Genomic DNA, 17,393 nt, shown 5'->3' on the forward strand with positions numbered 1-17,393 from the left:
CAGAGAATAACATATGCTAAAACCTTACAGTAATATTATAATTATGTTCCACCTTTTTATTTTTTGTGGATATTAATTTAAATATTTAAATATATTGTAAAATAATTAGTAGAAGGTAGAAATAAAAAGTTTGGTAAGATTAATTTTATATACCAAGTATGTTTTGTTTTTATTAGCAAAAATACTCATTATATACTTTTGGTGATAAAATGAGAATTGTTTTTGATTTGGGTGGTTCAGTTATAATGCCAAAGGAAGGAGCGAATGCTAAAAAGATTAAAGAATATGCAGATGTTTTTAAAAAGATAAAAGATGAAGGGCATGAAATAGCGATAGTTGTTGGAGGAGGAAAGACAGCAAGAGAATATATAAGTATAGCAAGAGAACTTAAAGCTAATAATAGTTTTTGCGATGAAATTGGAATAATGGCTACGAGAATGAACGCAATGATTTTAATTTCAGCATTAGGAGACTATAGTATAAAAAAAGTTCCAACATCTTTTGAAGAGGCAGAATTAATTTTAAATTTAGGAAAGATTCCAGTTATGGGTGGAACTCATCCGGGTCATACTACTGATGCTGTTTCTGCCTCATTGGCAGAGTTTATAAACGCTGATCTATTAGTTATAGGAACAAATGTAGATGGTGTCTATAATAAAGATCCTAATAAATATAAAGATGCAAAAAAATTTGATAAAATTTCTGCAAAACAACTCGTTGATTTAGCCTTATCATTTTCATTAGAGGCAGGATCATCATCAGTTATTGATCTATTAGCGGCTAAAATTATTGAAAGATCTAAATTAAAAGTAATAGTTGTTAAAGGAACTCCTGAAGAACTTTTAAATGTTAGTAAAGGAATAGTAAATGGAACAATAATTGAGGGATAGATATGAAAATTCCTAAACATAGGCATTGTTTAAATTGTGGTATCTCAATACCTCCAGATCAGGTTTTTTGTTCAGAAAAATGTAGAATGGAGTATATGCAAAGAAGAAAAAGAATGTTAAGAACTCAATATATGTTTTTAGCAGTAGCCCTACTTATAATTTTATATTACATAATTTCAATAGAATTTAAAATCTAAAACCAAAAATTATTTAAAACAATGGTTTCAATTTAGTTATGTCTATTGTCCTGACTCCTCTATATAGGAGTTGGGACTTGTCGATGATCCAGTGGATATTCTATCCCTTTAACCCCAAGGGGATAGATAAATGATGAAACTGGTGAGGCATAGGGGGATAACTAATTAAAATTAAAAATTTAAACTGTTTTATTATAGAATTAAAAAGATAAATTAAAATTAAATTTAAAAAACTGAATAACTAAATAAGTTAATATATTACAACAAATAATAAAAAATTAAAAAATTAAATAAAACAACATAAAGGAGGTAATTACTATGCCTACAGCAAAGTTTGTTGTTGCAGATCCAAAAACTGGGAGATGCTACCAAATAGAGGCAGATAACACTCCATTAGTTGGAAAAAGAATAGGAGAAACATTTGACGGTAGTATATTAGGATTAGAAGGATACAAATTAGAAATAACTGGAGGTTCTGATTCAAGTGGATTTCCAATGAGACCTGATATCCACGGAAGTAGAAAAGTTAGAGTCTTATTAAGTGCTCCACCAGGATTTAGACCAAAAAGAAAAGGAGAAAGAAGAAGAAAAACAGTAAGAGGAAATACAATAGCCCCAGATATTGTCCAAATCAATTGTAAAGTTGTTGAATATGGTGAAAAATCAATTCCTGAGTTGTTAGGATTAGAAGGTGGGGAGCAAAGTGAATAAATGTTAAAATTAGTATAATTTATTTTTCATAGTTAGTTTTTAAATGAATCTCAGTAAATTCATTTTTATTCTTTAATACTATTTTTTACAACATTAAATATAAATAATGTGGAAACACTATAATGTTTTAAAATATCGTTAATGTCATAAATAAAACTTAATATTTACACATTATTAATCTTTATTAGTTGTTAAGATTATTTCAATAAATTAATTTAATTAACATGGGGGATAATTATGGCAAAGAAAAAACAATCTAAACAGGCAGAAGTTAATATTGGAATGGTTGGTCATGTTGATCACGGAAAAACAAGTTTAACAAAAGCATTAACTGGAATCTGGACAGACAGGCATAGTGAAGAGTTAAGAAGAGGGATATCAATTAGATTGGGATATGCAGATTGTGAAATAAGAAAATGCCCTCAATGTGGAACTTACACAACTAAACCAAGATGTCCAAACTGTTTAGCTGAAACTGAATTTTTAAGGAGAGTTTCATTTGTAGATTCTCCTGGGCATGAAACATTAATGGCTACGATGTTATCAGGAGCCTCACTAATGGATGGGGCAATTTTGGTTATAGCCGCCAATGAACCATGTCCACAACCTCAAACAAAAGAGCATTTAATGGCTTTGGAAATCTTAGGAATTGATAAAATTATTATCGTTCAAAATAAAATTGACTTAGTTGATGAAAAACAGGCAGAAGAAAATTATAGACAGATAAAGGAATTTGTTAAGGGAACTATTGCTGAAAATGCTCCAATAATCCCAATCTCTGCTCATCATGAAGCAAATATTGATGTTTTATTAAAGGCAATACAAGATTTTATTCCTACGCCTGAAAGAGATCCTAACGCTACACCAAGAATGTATGTTGCAAGAAGTTTCGATATAAATAAGCCAGGAACTGAAATTAAAGATTTAAAAGGAGGAGTATTGGGAGGAGCAATAATACAGGGTACTTTCAAAGTAGGAGATGAAATTGAAATTAGACCAGGGATTAAGGTAACTGAAGGAAATAAAACATTTTGGAAACCATTAACTACTAAAATTGTCTCATTAGCTGCTGGAAATACAATACTTAAAAAAGCACATCCGGGAGGTTTAATTGGGGTTGGGACAACATTAGATCCATACTTAACAAAGTCAGACGCATTAACTGGAAGTGTTGTTGGCTTGCCAGGAACACTCCCTCCAATAAGGGAAAAAATTACTATAAAGGCTAATTTATTAGAGAGAGTCGTTGGTACTAAGGAAGAGTTAAAAATTGAGCCATTAAGAACAGGAGAGGTTTTAATGCTGAATATTGGAACTGCTACAACTGCAGGGGTTATAACATCAGCAAGAGGAGATATAGCAGATATAAAATTAAAAATACCAATATGTGCAGATATTGGGGATAGAGTGGCTATAAGTAGAAGAGTAGGATCAAGATGGAGATTAATAGGATATGGAACTATTGAAGGATAATTTAAATTTTACTTTTGTTATTTTCAGATCATAAAATTCATTTATTAAAATTGACTTTTTAACTTTTTAATTGTTTGAATTTTAATTAAAAAACTCTATTGGAGGGATTTAATATGAGATATCTAATAACAACTGCCTTGGCATATACGAATGGGCCTTTACACTTAGGTCATGCAAGAAGTACTTATATTCCAGCGGATATTATGTATAAATACTTAAAATTAAAAGGAGAGGATGTTATACATATAGGAGGGACAGACAATCACGGAGTTCCTATTGTATTAACTGCTGAAAGAGAAGGGACAACACCTGAAAAGATTGTTGAAAAATATCATAAAGAAATTAAAGAGGATTTAGATTCTTTGGGAATTGAGTTTGATGCTTTTGGGAAAACACACAGTGAGATACATATAAAAACATCTCAAGAGTTTTTTTTAAAGTTAAAAGAGAATGGGTATATTTATGAGAAAGAGATAGAGCAATTTTACTGTGAAAATTGTAAAAAATTTCTGCCAGATAGATATGTTGAAGGAATCTGTCCATACTGTGGAGGGGAGGCAAGAGGAGACCATTGTGAAGTTTGTGGGAGACATTTGGAGCCTTATGAGTTAAAAGATCCATACTGTGTTATATGTAAAGGAAAACCAGTTATTAAAAAGACAAAACATTATTTCTTTAAATTAAGTGCTTTAAAAAAAGAGTTAGAGGAATATATTAAAAATTCTGAAGAAATGCCTGAACACGTTAAAAATATGGCGTTAAATTGGATTAAAGAGTTGCACGATTGGGATGTGTCAAGGGATCTAAATTGGGGAGTGCCAATTCCAGGAACAAATCAAGTAATGTATGTTTGGTTAGAGGCACCTATTGGTTATATCTCATTTACAAAGATGTTAGGGGATGTTTGGAAAAAATATTGGTTGGAAAAAGATACAAAGATTTATCACTTTATTGGAAAAGATATCACTGTTCATCATGCAGTATTTTGGCCAGGTATGTTAATAGCTCATGGAGAGTATAATCTACCAACATCTGTAATTAGTGGAGGTTATCTAACCTTAGAAGGAAAAAAGATGAGCACTAGTAAAAAGTGGGTTATTTGGATTAAAGATTTCGTTAAATATTTTGATGCAGACTATTTGAGATACTATTTAATAATGTCTGCCCCTTTATTTAAAGATTGTGATTTCTCATTTGATGATTTCAAAAATAAGATTAACAATGAACTTATAAATATAATTGGGAACTTTACACATAGAGTTTTAACATTTACGCATAGAAAGTTTAAAAAGGTTCCAATAGTAGATGAAAAGAGATTAAAAGAGGATGATAAAAAGTTATTACAAAAATGTGAAGAAACTATTAATTTAGTTGATAAAAATATAAGGAGTTTCAAATTTAGAGATGCCTTAGTTAATATATTGCATCTTGCTATTGAGGGGAATACTTACTTCCAAAAGATGGAACCATGGGCTGTAAAGAACGAAAAAAGATTGGAAGAAATATTATATACTTGCTGTAAAGTGGTTAAAACCTTAGCATATTTATTGTATCCATATATGCCTAAAAAGTCTCTTGCTTTGTTGGATTTAATGAATGAAGAACTTGATTTAAATTTAAAAGGAAATGAGTTAAAAAAACCAAAGATTATATTTAAAAAGATAGATGATAAAAAGATAGAAGAGATGAAGAAAAATCTCTATAAAAATAAAGAAAAAGAAGAAAATGAGAAAGAAAAAATGGAACAAATAGATATAAATTACTTAGAAAAAATTGATTTAAGAGTAGGAGAAGTTGTTGAGGCTGAAGATATACCTAAATCAAAAAAACTTTTAAAATTAGTTGTTGATTTAGGAAATGAAAAGAGACAAATAGTTTCAGGAATTAAAAATTACTATAAACCAGAGGAGTTAGTTGGTAAAAAAGTGATTATTGTATGTAATTTAAAACCTGCCAAGTTGTGTGGAGTTGTATCTGAAGGTATGATATTAGCGGCTGAAGATGATGAAGGAAAAGTTTGTCTATTAACAGTTGATAAAGATATAAAAGCAGGGAGTAAAGTAAGATAAAAATAATAAAATTACTTTAAAACTCCTTTACTTTTTTACTTTTTGTTAAAATAAAAAATTAAAAATTGACTTTATTATTTTAATAAGTTCCCATCATCTTTGGAAATGCTTCATAATATCTCTTTTTAAGTTCGCTTACATCTAAATTGATAACCTCTTTTTTGTTAATAGTTATTTTTAATTTATTGTTTTTTTCAACTTTTCCAATTACATAAGCATTGCCTAATTTATTTAAAACTTTATCTTTGTTTTCCTCACTAACAGATAATATAATTCTCCCAGATGTTTCAGAAAACAGTAATATATCTTCTCTTAAATTATTTTTATTGTATTCAGTTAAATCTACATTTAAGCCAACATTGTTTATTATTACCATCTTTGCTAATGCTACAGCCAATCCTCCTCTTGAACAATCTACTGCCTCATTGACTAAACCTTCCTTTATAACTTCCCTTACTTCAGAATATATATTCTTTTCCATCTCTAAATCAACTCTTGGAACTTTTCCATTTTCAGTATTATGTATAACTTTGTAGTACTCACTACCTCCCATTTCATCTTTAGTTTCATTAGTTATAATTAAAAGGTCTCCTTCTTTAATCTTGTTAAATACAGAAGGAACTTTTTCAACATTTTCTATTTTACCTAAAACAAATATTGCAGGAGTTGGATTTATTGGATGTTCATTTCCATTAATAATGGTTTCATTGTATAAACTTACATTTCCTCCAACAACTGGAATTTCAAAGAATTCTGCCGCATCTGATAAACCCCTAATACATTCTGAAAGTTGCCAGAATCTCTCTGGTTTTTCAGGATTTCCAAAGTTTAAATTATCGAGCATTGCTATTGGTTCAGATCCAACTGTTGCTAAATTTCTAACTGCTTCAGCAACTGCATTTATTGAACCAACATAAGGATTTAACTTACAGTATCTTGAATTACAGTCGGTAGTTAATGCTATACCCATTGGATATACTTCGTTTATCCTTAGCACAGCCGCATCTTTTCCTGGCTTTATAACTGTTCTAATTTGAACATCGTAGTCATACTGCTGATATATCCACTCTTTTGAACAGATATTAGGACTTTCGAGCAATTTTAACAATACTTCATTTAAATCCTCAGGCATTTTTATTTTTTCTTTATCATCTTCTTTTTCTTTAATATCTTCTCTTCCCTCTCTATCATATAGTGGAGCTTCACATAATAAATCCAATGGCAAATCAACTACCATCTCTCCATTATATTTTGCTATAATTCTCTTTTCAGGAATAGTTTTTCCAATAACTGATGCAGGTAATTCAAATTTTTTAAAGATTTTAATTATTTCTTCTTCACTTCCTGGTTCAACAGCCAATAACATTCTCTCCTGACTTTCAGAAACCATAATTTCGTAAGGAGATAGAGGCTCTCTCAATATAACATTTTCTAAGTAAAGTTCGCAACCAACTCCTCCACCATAGCACATTTCAGATGACGCTCCTGAAAGTCCTGCCGCACCCAAATCTTTCATTGCCTTAACTTTTCCTGTTTTCACGGCCTCTAAGACAGCATCAATTAAACATTTTTCAGCGAAAGCATCTCCAACCTGAACACAAGGTCTTTCTTCCTCACTCTCTTCAGTTAAATCTTTTGACGCGAATGAAGCCCCTCCTATTCCGTCCCTACCTGTAGATCCAACTAATATTAAAGACAAACCTGGTTCTTTGGCTTTTCCTGTAATGATTTCATTTTCTTTAACTAAACCTACACATACGACATTCACTAAGTTGTTGTAATCAAAGGAACTGTCGAATTCACACTCTCCACCAACAGTTGGAACACCGATTCTGTTTCCATAATCTCCTATTCCTCTAACAACTCCATCAATTAGCCATCTAACTTTATCTTTTTCTTTTCCATTAACATCTCCAAATCTTAAAGGATCCATTAATGCAATTGGCTTAGCACCCATTGACAAAACATCTCTAACTATTCCACCCACTCCGGTAGCAGCCCCATTGTAAGGATCTATATATGAAGGGTGATTATGGCTTTCCATAGCTATTGCCAAGCATATATCATCCTTTAATCTAATTACTGCGGCATCATCTCCAATTCCTACAACAATGTTTTTTTTAGTTTTTTCATTGATTGTCTTAGCAAACATCCTCAATAGTTTTTTTGAAGTTCTATATGCACAATGCTCACTCCAAAGGTTTTCAAACATTGCCAACTCTATGTTGTTAGGTTTTCTCCCTAAAACTTTCTCTATATATTTTAAATCGTTCTCGTCCATAGTTGCACCTTTATTTTGTATTTTATTCACTAAAAATTTCATCATCTTTAAAGAATAGTTTTATTTCTCTTTCGGCACTTTTTTTAGAATCTGAAGCATGAATTACATTATCAGGAGTAGATAATGCAAAATCTCCTCTTATAGTTCCTGGCTCTGCCTCAGATGGATTAGTTTTTCCTATCATCTTTCTAACAACTGATATAGCATTTTCTCCTTCTATAACCATTACTACAATTCTTCCAGATGTCATAAAATTTATTAATCTTTCATAAAATTCTTTTCCTTTATGCTCTTCGTAATATTTTTCAGCCAACTCTTTATTTAACTTAATCATTTTCATAGCAACAATTTCAAAACCTTTGTTTTCAAACCTCTCTATAATTTTTCCTATTAATTTTCTCTTTACAGCGTCTGGCTTTATAGCTACAAATGTTCTTTCTTTCATAGTGATCACACTATAATTTATATAGTTAATATTTAATCTTTGCTTTAATAAATATTATATCAAAGATAACAAATTGTGAGATTATGAAAATGGTTGTAGTTATAAGAACTGACTTAGGAATGGGAAAGGGTAAAATGGTAGCACAAGGAGGGCATGCAATAATAGAGGCTTTTTTAGATGCACAGAGAAAGAATCCAAAGGCTGTTGAAGAATGGTTAAGAGAAGGGCAGAAAAAGGTTGTGGTAAAAGTAAATTCAGAGAAAGAACTTATAGAGATTTACAATAAAGCGAAAAGTGAAAATTTACCTTGCTCAATAATTAGAGATGCAGGGCATACACAGTTAAAGCCGGGAACTTTAACAGCAGTTGCTATAGGGCCGGATAAAGATGAAAAAATTGATAAAATTACAGGACATTTAAAACTTCTTTAATTTTTAATTTTATCTTTTGCGTGTTTATATGCTTTAAATCCTCCTATTAATCTTTTTACATTAAATCCTAATAGTTGCAAAATTAAAGCCATTATTTGACTTCTCATTCCCCCTCTTGCACAAAAAACAACAATTAATTTATTTTTATCAAGTTTCTTAGCCTCATTTAAAATTCTAATCAATCTTTTTTTAAAGATTTCAATGCCTAAATCTATTGCCTTATCTTTTCCTTCCTCTTTATAAACTTTCCCTATTAAGGCATGTTCTTCATCTAAAAATAGAGGAATGTTTATTGCTCCTGGAATCGTCTCATTTTTATATTCTCTTGGACTTCTAACATCAACTATAATTATATTTTCATTATTTTCAATTAATTTTAGAAGTTCATTAACGGTTATTGCATTTTTAACAAATTCACTTCCAATAGTTTTTAAAAACTTATTTATGTCTATCCTTTCAAAATAAATATTATAATCTTTAAATTTTTTTACTCCTACTTTTTTATCTTTTAAAAACTCCTTAGATTCCTTTAATATAAATGAAGCCAATTCTCCTTCAATTTTCCCTGCCAGTATTTTTTTACCATTTGTTATCATCTTTCTACCGTCATTCAAAACTATACATAAAACAACATCATCTGTAAAAGTTATTAACCTCGCTAAAATCTCCTCGTCCATATTTTCACTTATATTATATTATGTTCTTTTAGTTTTTCTCTTATAAATTCATCTATAATCTTAGCTGATTTTTTTACATCTTCATTATATACAATTAAGTCTGGCTTTATTTTTTTTACATTTCTTAAATAATGCTCCCTATATAACTTTTCCTCAATCAATTTTGCCGCTTCAAAATATTCATCTTTTTTTATAAGTTCTATTATTTTTTCAATATTTTGAATCATTTCGGGCTTTTTAAAACTATCCTTTAATATTAAAAACTTGTTTATTAAAATTTTTTTTTCTACATCATTTTTTGGTTTGTAAATTGACACCAATCTTTTTATTTGGCAATCATAAGGGCAGTCAATTAATATTTTGTAAGTGTAATTATTAATATCTGCCAATAACTCTGGAATCTTTAATTTTCTCTCTCCCCCTATCTTTCTACCTTCGTATTCTACTACACAGTAACCAAATTTTTTAACCCTCTCTATCTCTCTATTTATCAATTCATCAAATTCCTCCTGACTTCTCATTTTTAAATGATATAAATCTCCCAAAATACTACCTCTTGTTTTTGCAATTTCTTCAATATCTATTACTGGATGATATTTTTTCAATTCTTGTAAAATTTCTGTTTTTCCACAGCCAGTTTTTCCAAACAATCCAAAGATAATCATAATTTCACCAAAAAATATATTCAACATATGATAAAATTTAGAAAAATAACAAAAATTGATTTTAATATTTATTTTTTAACTATCTCGCAACCTCCTGGAGGTAAAACTCTTAAAATGTCTTCATCATCTATATCATAATCTTTAAATATCTCTTTAAGTTCTTTAACTAATTTTCCTTTCTCTTTATTTCCTGGTTTTAATAAAACCCACTTAATAAAACTTTTTTGCAATGTTTTTGGTGGAGCAGTAGTTATTTTTAAATCATTATCATACTCAATAATTCCAATCCCTAATTCTAATGGAGTATTCCTGAAATAATTTTTTTTACCTCTAATAACAAATGCCCCTCTTTTTAGATACTCTCCACTTTCAGTTGTTTTTGATATTTGCTCTGGCTTAACCCAATATGTATCCATAGCACCATATCCTAATTTCCAAGCCCTTGAATGAGAAACTGAAAATTTAGCAACCTCCTCTAATGTCTCTTCATCAACCTTTCTACCGTTTGTTTTTATTACAGTGAATGGAGCCCCCTGTATGTCAGCGTGGAATACTATGTCATCCTTATCTGTATATTTTTTGATTATTATTTCATTTGTTATAGCATCCTTTCCAGCAATTACTAAAAATCCATTAATTACTGTCCATTTAAACTTCTCATACCATTTTCTTTCTTTTCTTACTTTTTTCTTCATCTTTAAACTTTCTTTTTCTTTTAGTTCTTTATCACTCTTCTTTTTAAGTTCTTCTATCTTCTTCTTAGTTAGTTCAATTGCCTTCTCTATTCCCTCTATCTTACTTCTAAGTTTTTTAGATTTTTCATAATATCTCTCAGCATTTTCAAATGCATTCTTTCTTATATCCAAAGAAACTCTCTCCTCTATAACTTTATCATCAACCTCTGACTTTAATCTAAGAATTATCTCCCCAGAGTTTTCATTTATATTTTCGATTAAACCTAATATTGGATGATCTTTATTTTCCTTAATTATTTTTTTAATCTTTGTCCAATCCATTTTTTCTCTTGCCATTTTTATAGTATTTAATAACTCTTCAACAATTTGATAATTTGCATATATTAAATCTCCCTTAATTTGATTCTTTTCAGATTCTTCTTTATATTTATTTAAAGTTTCTAACTGTCTCTTTAATATATTCTCCTGTCTTTCAATTTCTCTCTCAATTTTTGATTTTTCTTTTTTAATTTCAACACTAAATAAAAATTTAGCAAAGTAGTTATCAACTGCCTCTAAAAAACTATTATAGTATTTTTTCTCTAAATTTTGATACTTTTTTAAATCAATTGGCACTACATCAAAATACTCTCCATCCTTTAAAACAATTTGTGGCTTTTTATTATTAAAAATTTCATTAAATAAATTTTTAGATGTTTCAAAGAGTTTTTTAATCTCTTCTTCACTTAAATTTTTCTTTTTCTTATCAATTCCTACCCTTTCACAAATTTCCTCTGCATATAATCCTCCAAGTCCAAAAACTCTTGATATTAATCTAACACATTCAACACCTTTATTCTCTAAAAAGTAATCTTTAAACACTTCATAGGCAATAGAAAAATCTAAATTGTAAGGATTTAAAGGTTTTTGTGGAGGAAATTTATATTTTTCCTTAGGAACTATATTTCTCGTGCTCCATCTCTCAATTCTTAAAGGCAATATAATAACATCTTCACTATTTAGTAAAATAATATTCCCTTCTCCAAATAACTCTGCAATTAACTTATAAACTTCTCCTTTAACTTCAAAGTGGAATATTACAATTCTATCAAAATTTACCTGCTCAATTTTAATTAATTTGGCATTTTTTAGATATTTTCTTAACAGCATTGCAAAAGATGGTGGTAGTTTTGGTTTCTCTCTCTCATAGTTAGTTAAAGTAATATATTTATATTTACCAACGCTTATTACTACTTCTCTACTACCCCCCTCGGGAGCGTGTATCTTTAATATTAACTCTCTATTTTGCTCGTTCTCAATTAAAAATGCTTTATCTAATCTACCATTAACTAAATTTTGTAATTCATTTACAATACAACATACATCTACATTAGTTATTTCAGTTTTCATAATACCACCAAAATTAAAATAGTTAATTAGGATACAATTAGTTTTTATAACTCTTAACTTATAATTTATAATATTAACATTAAAATTTTAGTGATACTATGGACAGAGAAGAATTTTTAAAGAATTTAAAAAGAGGAAAGTATAATAAATTAGCGAATCTTATATATAAAGATAAATATTATTTAACATATTTAGATGAAATTTTTATTATTAATAACAAAGATGACATTAGAAGAGGGTTATTAATTTTAAAACGACTAAATAATGAAATAATTGAAAGATACTTATATTATATTCTTAGAGGATTAAACGATAAAAGAATGATAGCGAAAATTTCAGAGGAGATTTTAAAAAAATACAGTAATAAAGAAACCTTAGAGGAGGCATTATTAGAAATATCTAAGAAAAAACTAAGTGACAGAATAATATATCTATTTATTGAAAATATTGAACAGGTCATGTTTTTAAAATCTATTTTAAAATATACAAAAACTGACAGTGTTGAAGAAAGTTTTAAAGTTTTACTAAAAAATTACAATTCAGAGGAGATTTTAAAAATATTATGTAATAAACTTTATTCCCAAAATAAAAAGGAGAAGGAATTTGCTTTAAATATTTTATTAAATATTGTTGATTCATTGGATGAAAACCAAAGAAATATTTTAAGAAAATATTTAAATATATTATTATTAGGAGATGACAGTAAAAAACTCTATAATAAATTTAAACAACTATTTGATAAGTTAAATATAGAAATTAATCATAACGAAATAGATATAATGTCTCTTTTAAAGTCAGATGGAAAAAAGGCGTTAAATTTAATTTTGAGAGAGAATATAAAGATCCCCAGTAGTTTTTACAATAGAGAATTTTTAAGGGAGTTTTTATATGGAAAAGATGAGGATAGGCAATTTATTGGAGTTAAATTAATATCGTTAATGAACGATACAAAAAATAAAGTTGAATTACTCTTCAAATTTTTAAATTATGGTTATGGAAAGGCAAAAACAGCATCTATAAAAGAACTTAAAAAAATAGCCAAAAATGATGATGAAGATTTAAGGAATTTTATTGAAACTAAGGCATTAAAATATGCTAAAAAAATGGATTTAGGTTTAAAAATATCTTCTTTAAGGATTTTAAAAGAGTTTAGTAGGAGAAATTACCTGCCATTTTTAATAAATGAGCATAGTAGGTTGAGAGATTTAATTCTTACATTGGATGAAGAAAAGTATATGGGCGGATTTAGGCATATGTTAATGATAGAAAATGAAATAAAAAAATGCAAAGTAGCAATGGATTTAATTGAAGAAATCGTGGCAGAGATTTGCTTAAAATATGAGATTCATTATAGTAGTTTAAGGTTGTCAGAAAAACTCGGCTATGAATTTTACAAAACTATTGCAAATATTGGCTCTAAAAATTTAAATTTAATAAATATCTATGAACTTTTAAGAGATGTTATGTATAATGGAGAACTTATAGTTTATTTAACTGAAATTGTTTCCAACAATAGTAATGAAATAAATGATGAATTATCTGAGGAAATATTAAAAGTTGTTGAAAATGTAGAATTAGAAAATAAAGATGTTTTAAATGCTAATAAAATTATAATATATTCCTCATTAAATAGAATTGATAAAATTGGAGAGATAATAAATATGGCTGTTGGTTATAGTTCAAAGTTGGCATTTATAACTGCAATAAAAAAACTTATTGATAACAATATGCTAAATGATGAAAAAATAAACTTAATAATTCCAAAAATTGCTGAAATCCTATATGACTCTAAAAAATTAAGATTAATGGCTTTGGAATTTTTTGAAAAGTATCCTAATGAAATTGTTATCCCAATAATTTTAAATGAGATTGAAAAAAGTAAATGTAACAATAGAGAGTATAAATTGATGATGAACATTATAACAAATACTATATTTAAATATCCTCATACAATTAATAAGTTGAAGAATCTACTAAATACTGATAAAAGAAATATATGCTTAAATATTATGCTAAAAGTTAGTGAAAAGATGCCCGAACTTTTAAGGGATTATATTTATATATTAGCATCTCAATATACATTATCAGATGATGAAGATAAAAAACTGATAGCAAAAATCTTAAAAAACATTACTACTGAGGATGAAAGGAAAATTTTAAAGCCATTAATAAAAATTTAAAGAAAGATGGTTATGAGAAGGGATGAATACTTTGAAAGATTATTGGAAGTCATAGAAGAGTTAAAGATAGAGGCAGAAGAAAAGCCAATAATTGTAGAAGGAAAGAGAGATGTTGAAAGTTTAGAAAAGTTGGGAGTTGAGGGAACATTCATTGTAATAGCAAAAACTCCTATTTATTTAATAGCTGATGAACTTATAAGAAAGGGAATAAAGGAAGTTATCTTATTAACTGACTTTGATAGAAGAGGTAGGATGTTAGCTAAAGCCATAATTGAAGAGTTTAGATATAGAGGAATTAAGGTAAATACAAAAATTAGGCAAGAAATATTTATCTATACAAATAGCGGAATTAGAGATATTGAAAGTCTATTCTCCTATGTAAATAAAAGAAGTCTGTTTTAATTATACACTCTCTAACATATCCTCTTCACTCAATCCTTCTAATTCAATCATATTTTTTAATCTTTCAGTTATGATGTTTAGGCATTTATCAACTGTTTCACTGATTTTTATATTCTCAATTACTGGTACTCCTTTCTTTTTTGCAGTTTCAACCATATATTCGTTTATTATCCTTATAATTTTAAAATATCTTAAATATCTTTCAGTAGGTCTACTTGTTACTTTACCTCTTGCATAAAATCTCATTTTGTGTAATTTTTCATCACATACAGTTAGCATAATAAAAACAACATGAGGATTTTCTAAATATTTATCTTTTAAAAGTGTTGGAACTAAGTGAGTCCCTTCAATAATTACACTCTGCCCTTCGAGTAAACATCTATTTATAACAGCCTCTACTCCGGTTAATACAGTTTCACAATGTCTTTCAAAACCTTTTATATATTTAATTTTTTTATCTTCATCATCATCCTTTAAAACCTTCCAAGCTGTATAACTTGATTCATAAAGTGTCGGAATTAAATCTCTTGAAATAACTTTTCTCATAACCTCTCTTATTGAATCTGTCCCTATTACACTCGATATTCCTAACCTTGATGCTATTTCAAATGCAATTGTAGAAGTTCCTACCCCACTAGCTCCGCCTATTAAAATAACTATTGGTCTTCTACCTAAAACCATTCTCCAAAGTAAATATTTTTTGGCAACCTCATCGTAATTTTTTGATATTAAATAGTAATAAACTCTTCTTCTAAGTTCTGCCTTATCAATAACTTTAATATTTTCTTTTTTAAGGTTTTCATATATGTCCCAAGCAATTCTATATGCAATACTTGGTTTTAAACCTGCCGCCATTAAAGACCTTGCAAGGATACCCTTTGAGAATGGCATTTCATAGGATTTTCCTCTAACAATTATATCATTTTCTAAATCCATTATTCCACCAAGTTACTCAAATTTAATCTAAAATTTCATCTGCCTCTATTTTTTCAGCATTGTAAAGTTTTTTAGCCCTTAAATATAATAATTCGTCTTTTTCATCATTTACTATAACATAAATTTTATTTATATTGTAATTTTTAATAAATCTCTCAATATTTTTCTTAGTAATTTCAATTTTTTTCTTTAACCCTTCTAATGCCTTTTCTGAGATCCCTATCTTCCTCATATCTTCTATATCTAACATTCCCTCAGTGCAAACAACCTTTAAATTAGGATTTTTATTTTTTAATTTTTTGAATAGTTTTTTATTTGAGACAATATATAAGGCATCTTCACTAATCTCTTTCTCCTCTAACTCAAACCCAAAGTTAGATAAAACTTTATTTAGATGCTCTTGACATTTTATAATTAATTTACAAAACTCTTTAGCTTCATCTTCGTTCAATTCATGCTTCGGAGCCTTCTTATATAAAAAATCATCTGCCTCCAATAGTTGATAAATTGCCTTTTTAAACTCTTCAACATTTATTTTTCCGGGTTTTGCATCTTTGTAAGACATTTTTAGATCTGATTTTTTTTCAATTTTAACATTAACCTTCTCTTTTTTTAGTTTTGATATTGTGGATATTCCCTTTCTTATTAATTCTTTTGAGTATTTATCTCTCATTGTCTCCCCTTATCTTTATCTTCTTTTTCTTTCTCTAATTTCTCCAACTCTTCAACTAACATTGGTAAAAAGACACCAATATCTGTAACTATTCCTAATGCCTGAGAAGTTCCTCTATCCATCAATTTTGTAACTACTGCTGGATTTATATCTACACAAATTGTCTTAACCCAAGATGGTAGAAGGTTTCCAGTAGCAATTGAGTGTAGCATTGTAGAGAGCATTAAAACCATATCCTTTCCTTTTAAGAGTTCTCTCATTTTTTCTTGTGCCTTAACAACATCTGTAATTACATCTGGTAATGGACCATCATCTCTTATACTACCTGCCAATACATAGGGAACATTATTTTTTATACATTCATACATAACTCCTCTATTTAAAATACCCTGCTCAACAGCATCTTTTATACTTCCTGCCCTCATTATAACATTTATAGCCCTTAAATGATGACTATGGCCTCCTGGAACACTCTTTCCAGTTTTTAAATCAACTCCTAAGGAAGTTCCATACAATACACTCTCTATATCATGAGTTGCTAAGGCATTTCCAGCAAACAGTGCTTGAACATAACCCATTCTTATTAATTTAGCTAAAGCCCATCCTGCACCTGTGTGTATAATTGCTGGTCCTCCAACGACAACAATTCCTCCTTTTCCTGTCTTTCTATACTTTTCTCTAATTTCATACATTTCTTTTGCTATTCTCCTAATTATTGTCTCTTTTGGTTTTTCTGAGGAAGCCTCTGATTTCATAAATTCAAATAATCCGCCAGATTCTCTTGGCTTTTCTGGTGGAATTACTCTAACTCCTTTATGACCTACAACAACCAAATCTCCTTTTTTAATGTTTCTAATGGTTTTTACTTCTGCTCTCATTTTGTCAGGATAAACTACAATAGCTCCATCCATTTTTTGATTCTCTACCTCTATCCACTTTCCTCTAAATCTAATAAAGGTTTTGTGATTAGTTGTTGAATAAAAACCCTCTGGTAAAACCATATCCTTTTCAGCAGGTTGTAATTCTACTTCCTCAATCTCAGGAATCTCAGCTCCTAAATCTTTTAATTCACTTAAAATTTCATCTACATGTTTTTCATCCTTACCAATAACTAATATTTTTGCGTAACTTGGATCAGTTTTTCTCTTACCAATTTCAAATTCTAAAACTTTGTAATCTCCACCCATTTCTAAAATTTTATCAAATACTTTGGGTAAAATTAAACTATCAATAATATGTCCCTTTAATTCAATTTCTCTCATAAACATAATAAATCCCT

At 28.7% G+C, this 17,393-nt stretch carries 16 protein-coding genes; 8 read left to right on the forward strand and 8 right to left on the reverse strand.

The features are described from left to right. The first annotated feature begins 209 nt into the window (after window positions 1–209). From pyrH to metG, 5 genes are all read left to right on the forward strand, one after another. Window positions 210–890: a UMP kinase gene (pyrH, locus tag HZY31_RS03100; protein ID WP_297318003.1), complete on the forward strand. Its 681-nt coding sequence runs from the start codon at window positions 210–212 to the stop codon at window positions 888–890. 2 nt (window positions 891–892) lie between these two features. After that, window positions 893–1,087 (forward strand): DUF2116 family Zn-ribbon domain-containing protein, encoded by a 195-nt coding sequence (locus HZY31_RS03105; protein ID WP_297318004.1) that lies wholly within the window; start codon window positions 893–895, stop codon window positions 1,085–1,087. Between the two features lie 318 nt (window positions 1,088–1,405). Continuing rightward, window positions 1,406–1,798 (forward strand): 30S ribosomal protein S6e, encoded by a 393-nt coding sequence (locus tag HZY31_RS03110; protein ID WP_297318005.1) that lies wholly within the window; start codon window positions 1,406–1,408, stop codon window positions 1,796–1,798. A gap of 237 nt (window positions 1,799–2,035) precedes the next feature. Then, complete coding sequence (locus HZY31_RS03115) at window positions 2,036–3,271, forward strand: translation initiation factor IF-2 subunit gamma (RefSeq protein ID WP_214399608.1); 1,236 nt, start codon at window positions 2,036–2,038, stop codon at window positions 3,269–3,271. A gap of 113 nt (window positions 3,272–3,384) precedes the next feature. Next, window positions 3,385–5,340 carry a methionine--tRNA ligase gene (metG, locus tag HZY31_RS03120; RefSeq protein ID WP_297318006.1) on the forward strand — a complete coding sequence of 652 codons (1,956 nt, stop codon included), beginning with the start codon at window positions 3,385–3,387 and terminating at the stop codon, window positions 5,338–5,340. Between the two features lie 79 nt (window positions 5,341–5,419). Here the strand turns inward: metG and purL are convergent, their stop codons facing one another. Then, window positions 5,420–7,663, reverse strand: a complete 2,244-nt coding sequence (gene purL / locus HZY31_RS03125) for a phosphoribosylformylglycinamidine synthase subunit PurL (RefSeq protein WP_297318087.1) — start codon at window positions 7,661–7,663, stop codon at window positions 5,420–5,422. After that, window positions 7,644–8,066 carry a nucleoside-diphosphate kinase gene (locus HZY31_RS03130; RefSeq protein ID WP_297318007.1) on the reverse strand — a complete coding sequence of 141 codons (423 nt, stop codon included), beginning with the start codon at window positions 8,064–8,066 and terminating at the stop codon, window positions 7,644–7,646. The genes purL and HZY31_RS03130 overlap by 20 nt, the downstream gene beginning before the upstream one ends. 83 nt (window positions 8,067–8,149) lie before the next feature. Between HZY31_RS03130 and pth2 the strand changes: the two genes are divergently transcribed. Next, window positions 8,150–8,497: an aminoacyl-tRNA hydrolase gene (gene pth2, locus HZY31_RS03135; protein ID WP_456372216.1), complete on the forward strand. Its 348-nt coding sequence runs from the start codon at window positions 8,150–8,152 to the stop codon at window positions 8,495–8,497. Here the strand turns inward: pth2 and HZY31_RS03140 are convergent. The 3 genes from HZY31_RS03140 to rqcH all read right to left on the reverse strand — a co-directional run bounded on the left by HZY31_RS03140 (window position 8,494) and on the right by rqcH (window position 11,923). Next, complete coding sequence (locus tag HZY31_RS03140) at window positions 8,494–9,174, reverse strand: selenouridine synthase SelU-like subunit (RefSeq protein WP_297318008.1); 681 nt, start codon at window positions 9,172–9,174, stop codon at window positions 8,494–8,496. The genes pth2 and HZY31_RS03140 overlap by 4 nt on opposite strands. A gap of 8 nt (window positions 9,175–9,182) precedes the next feature. Beyond that, window positions 9,183–9,839 (reverse strand): selenouridine synthase SelU-like subunit, encoded by a 657-nt coding sequence (locus HZY31_RS03145; RefSeq protein WP_297318009.1) that lies wholly within the window; start codon window positions 9,837–9,839, stop codon window positions 9,183–9,185. A 68-nt stretch (window positions 9,840–9,907) separates the two neighbouring features. Further along, entirely contained in the window at window positions 9,908–11,923 is a 2,016-nt protein-coding gene (gene rqcH, locus HZY31_RS03150) for a ribosome rescue protein RqcH (RefSeq protein WP_297318010.1), read from the reverse strand. Between the two features lie 98 nt (window positions 11,924–12,021). Here rqcH and HZY31_RS03155 point away from each other — a divergent pair, with 98 nt between their 5' ends. Together HZY31_RS03155 and HZY31_RS03160 are read left to right on the forward strand one after the other, a co-directional pair. Continuing rightward, window positions 12,022–14,103 carry a hypothetical protein gene (locus tag HZY31_RS03155; protein ID WP_297318011.1) on the forward strand — a complete coding sequence of 694 codons (2,082 nt, stop codon included), beginning with the start codon at window positions 12,022–12,024 and terminating at the stop codon, window positions 14,101–14,103. A 12-nt stretch (window positions 14,104–14,115) separates the two neighbouring features. Continuing rightward, on the forward strand, window positions 14,116–14,505 hold the full coding sequence (locus tag HZY31_RS03160; RefSeq protein ID WP_214399709.1) for a toprim domain-containing protein: 390 nt from the start codon (window positions 14,116–14,118) through the stop codon (window positions 14,503–14,505). Here HZY31_RS03160 and HZY31_RS03165 read toward each other — a convergent pair whose 3' ends face one another. From HZY31_RS03165 to HZY31_RS03175, 3 genes are read right to left on the reverse strand one after another with little or no spacing between them, the layout of a single operon-like run. Then, a complete protein-coding gene (locus tag HZY31_RS03165; protein WP_297318012.1) occupies window positions 14,506–15,441 on the reverse strand; it encodes a 2-phosphoglycerate kinase in 936 nt (311 codons plus the stop codon). A gap of 22 nt (window positions 15,442–15,463) precedes the next feature. Further along, window positions 15,464–16,114, reverse strand: a complete 651-nt coding sequence (locus tag HZY31_RS03170; RefSeq protein ID WP_297318013.1) for a SepCysE family protein — start codon at window positions 16,112–16,114, stop codon at window positions 15,464–15,466. Beyond that, a complete protein-coding gene (locus HZY31_RS03175) occupies window positions 16,111–17,382 on the reverse strand; it encodes an ornithine cyclodeaminase, nickel-pincer nucleotide-dependent (protein ID WP_297318014.1) in 1,272 nt (423 codons plus the stop codon). Before HZY31_RS03175 ends, HZY31_RS03170 begins: the two co-directional genes overlap by 4 nt. Window positions 17,383–17,393: the final 11 nt, after the last annotated feature.

Source organism: Methanocaldococcus sp. (assembly GCF_024490875.1).
Lineage (GTDB): Archaea > AGJL01 > Methanococci > Methanococcales > Methanocaldococcaceae > Methanocaldococcus.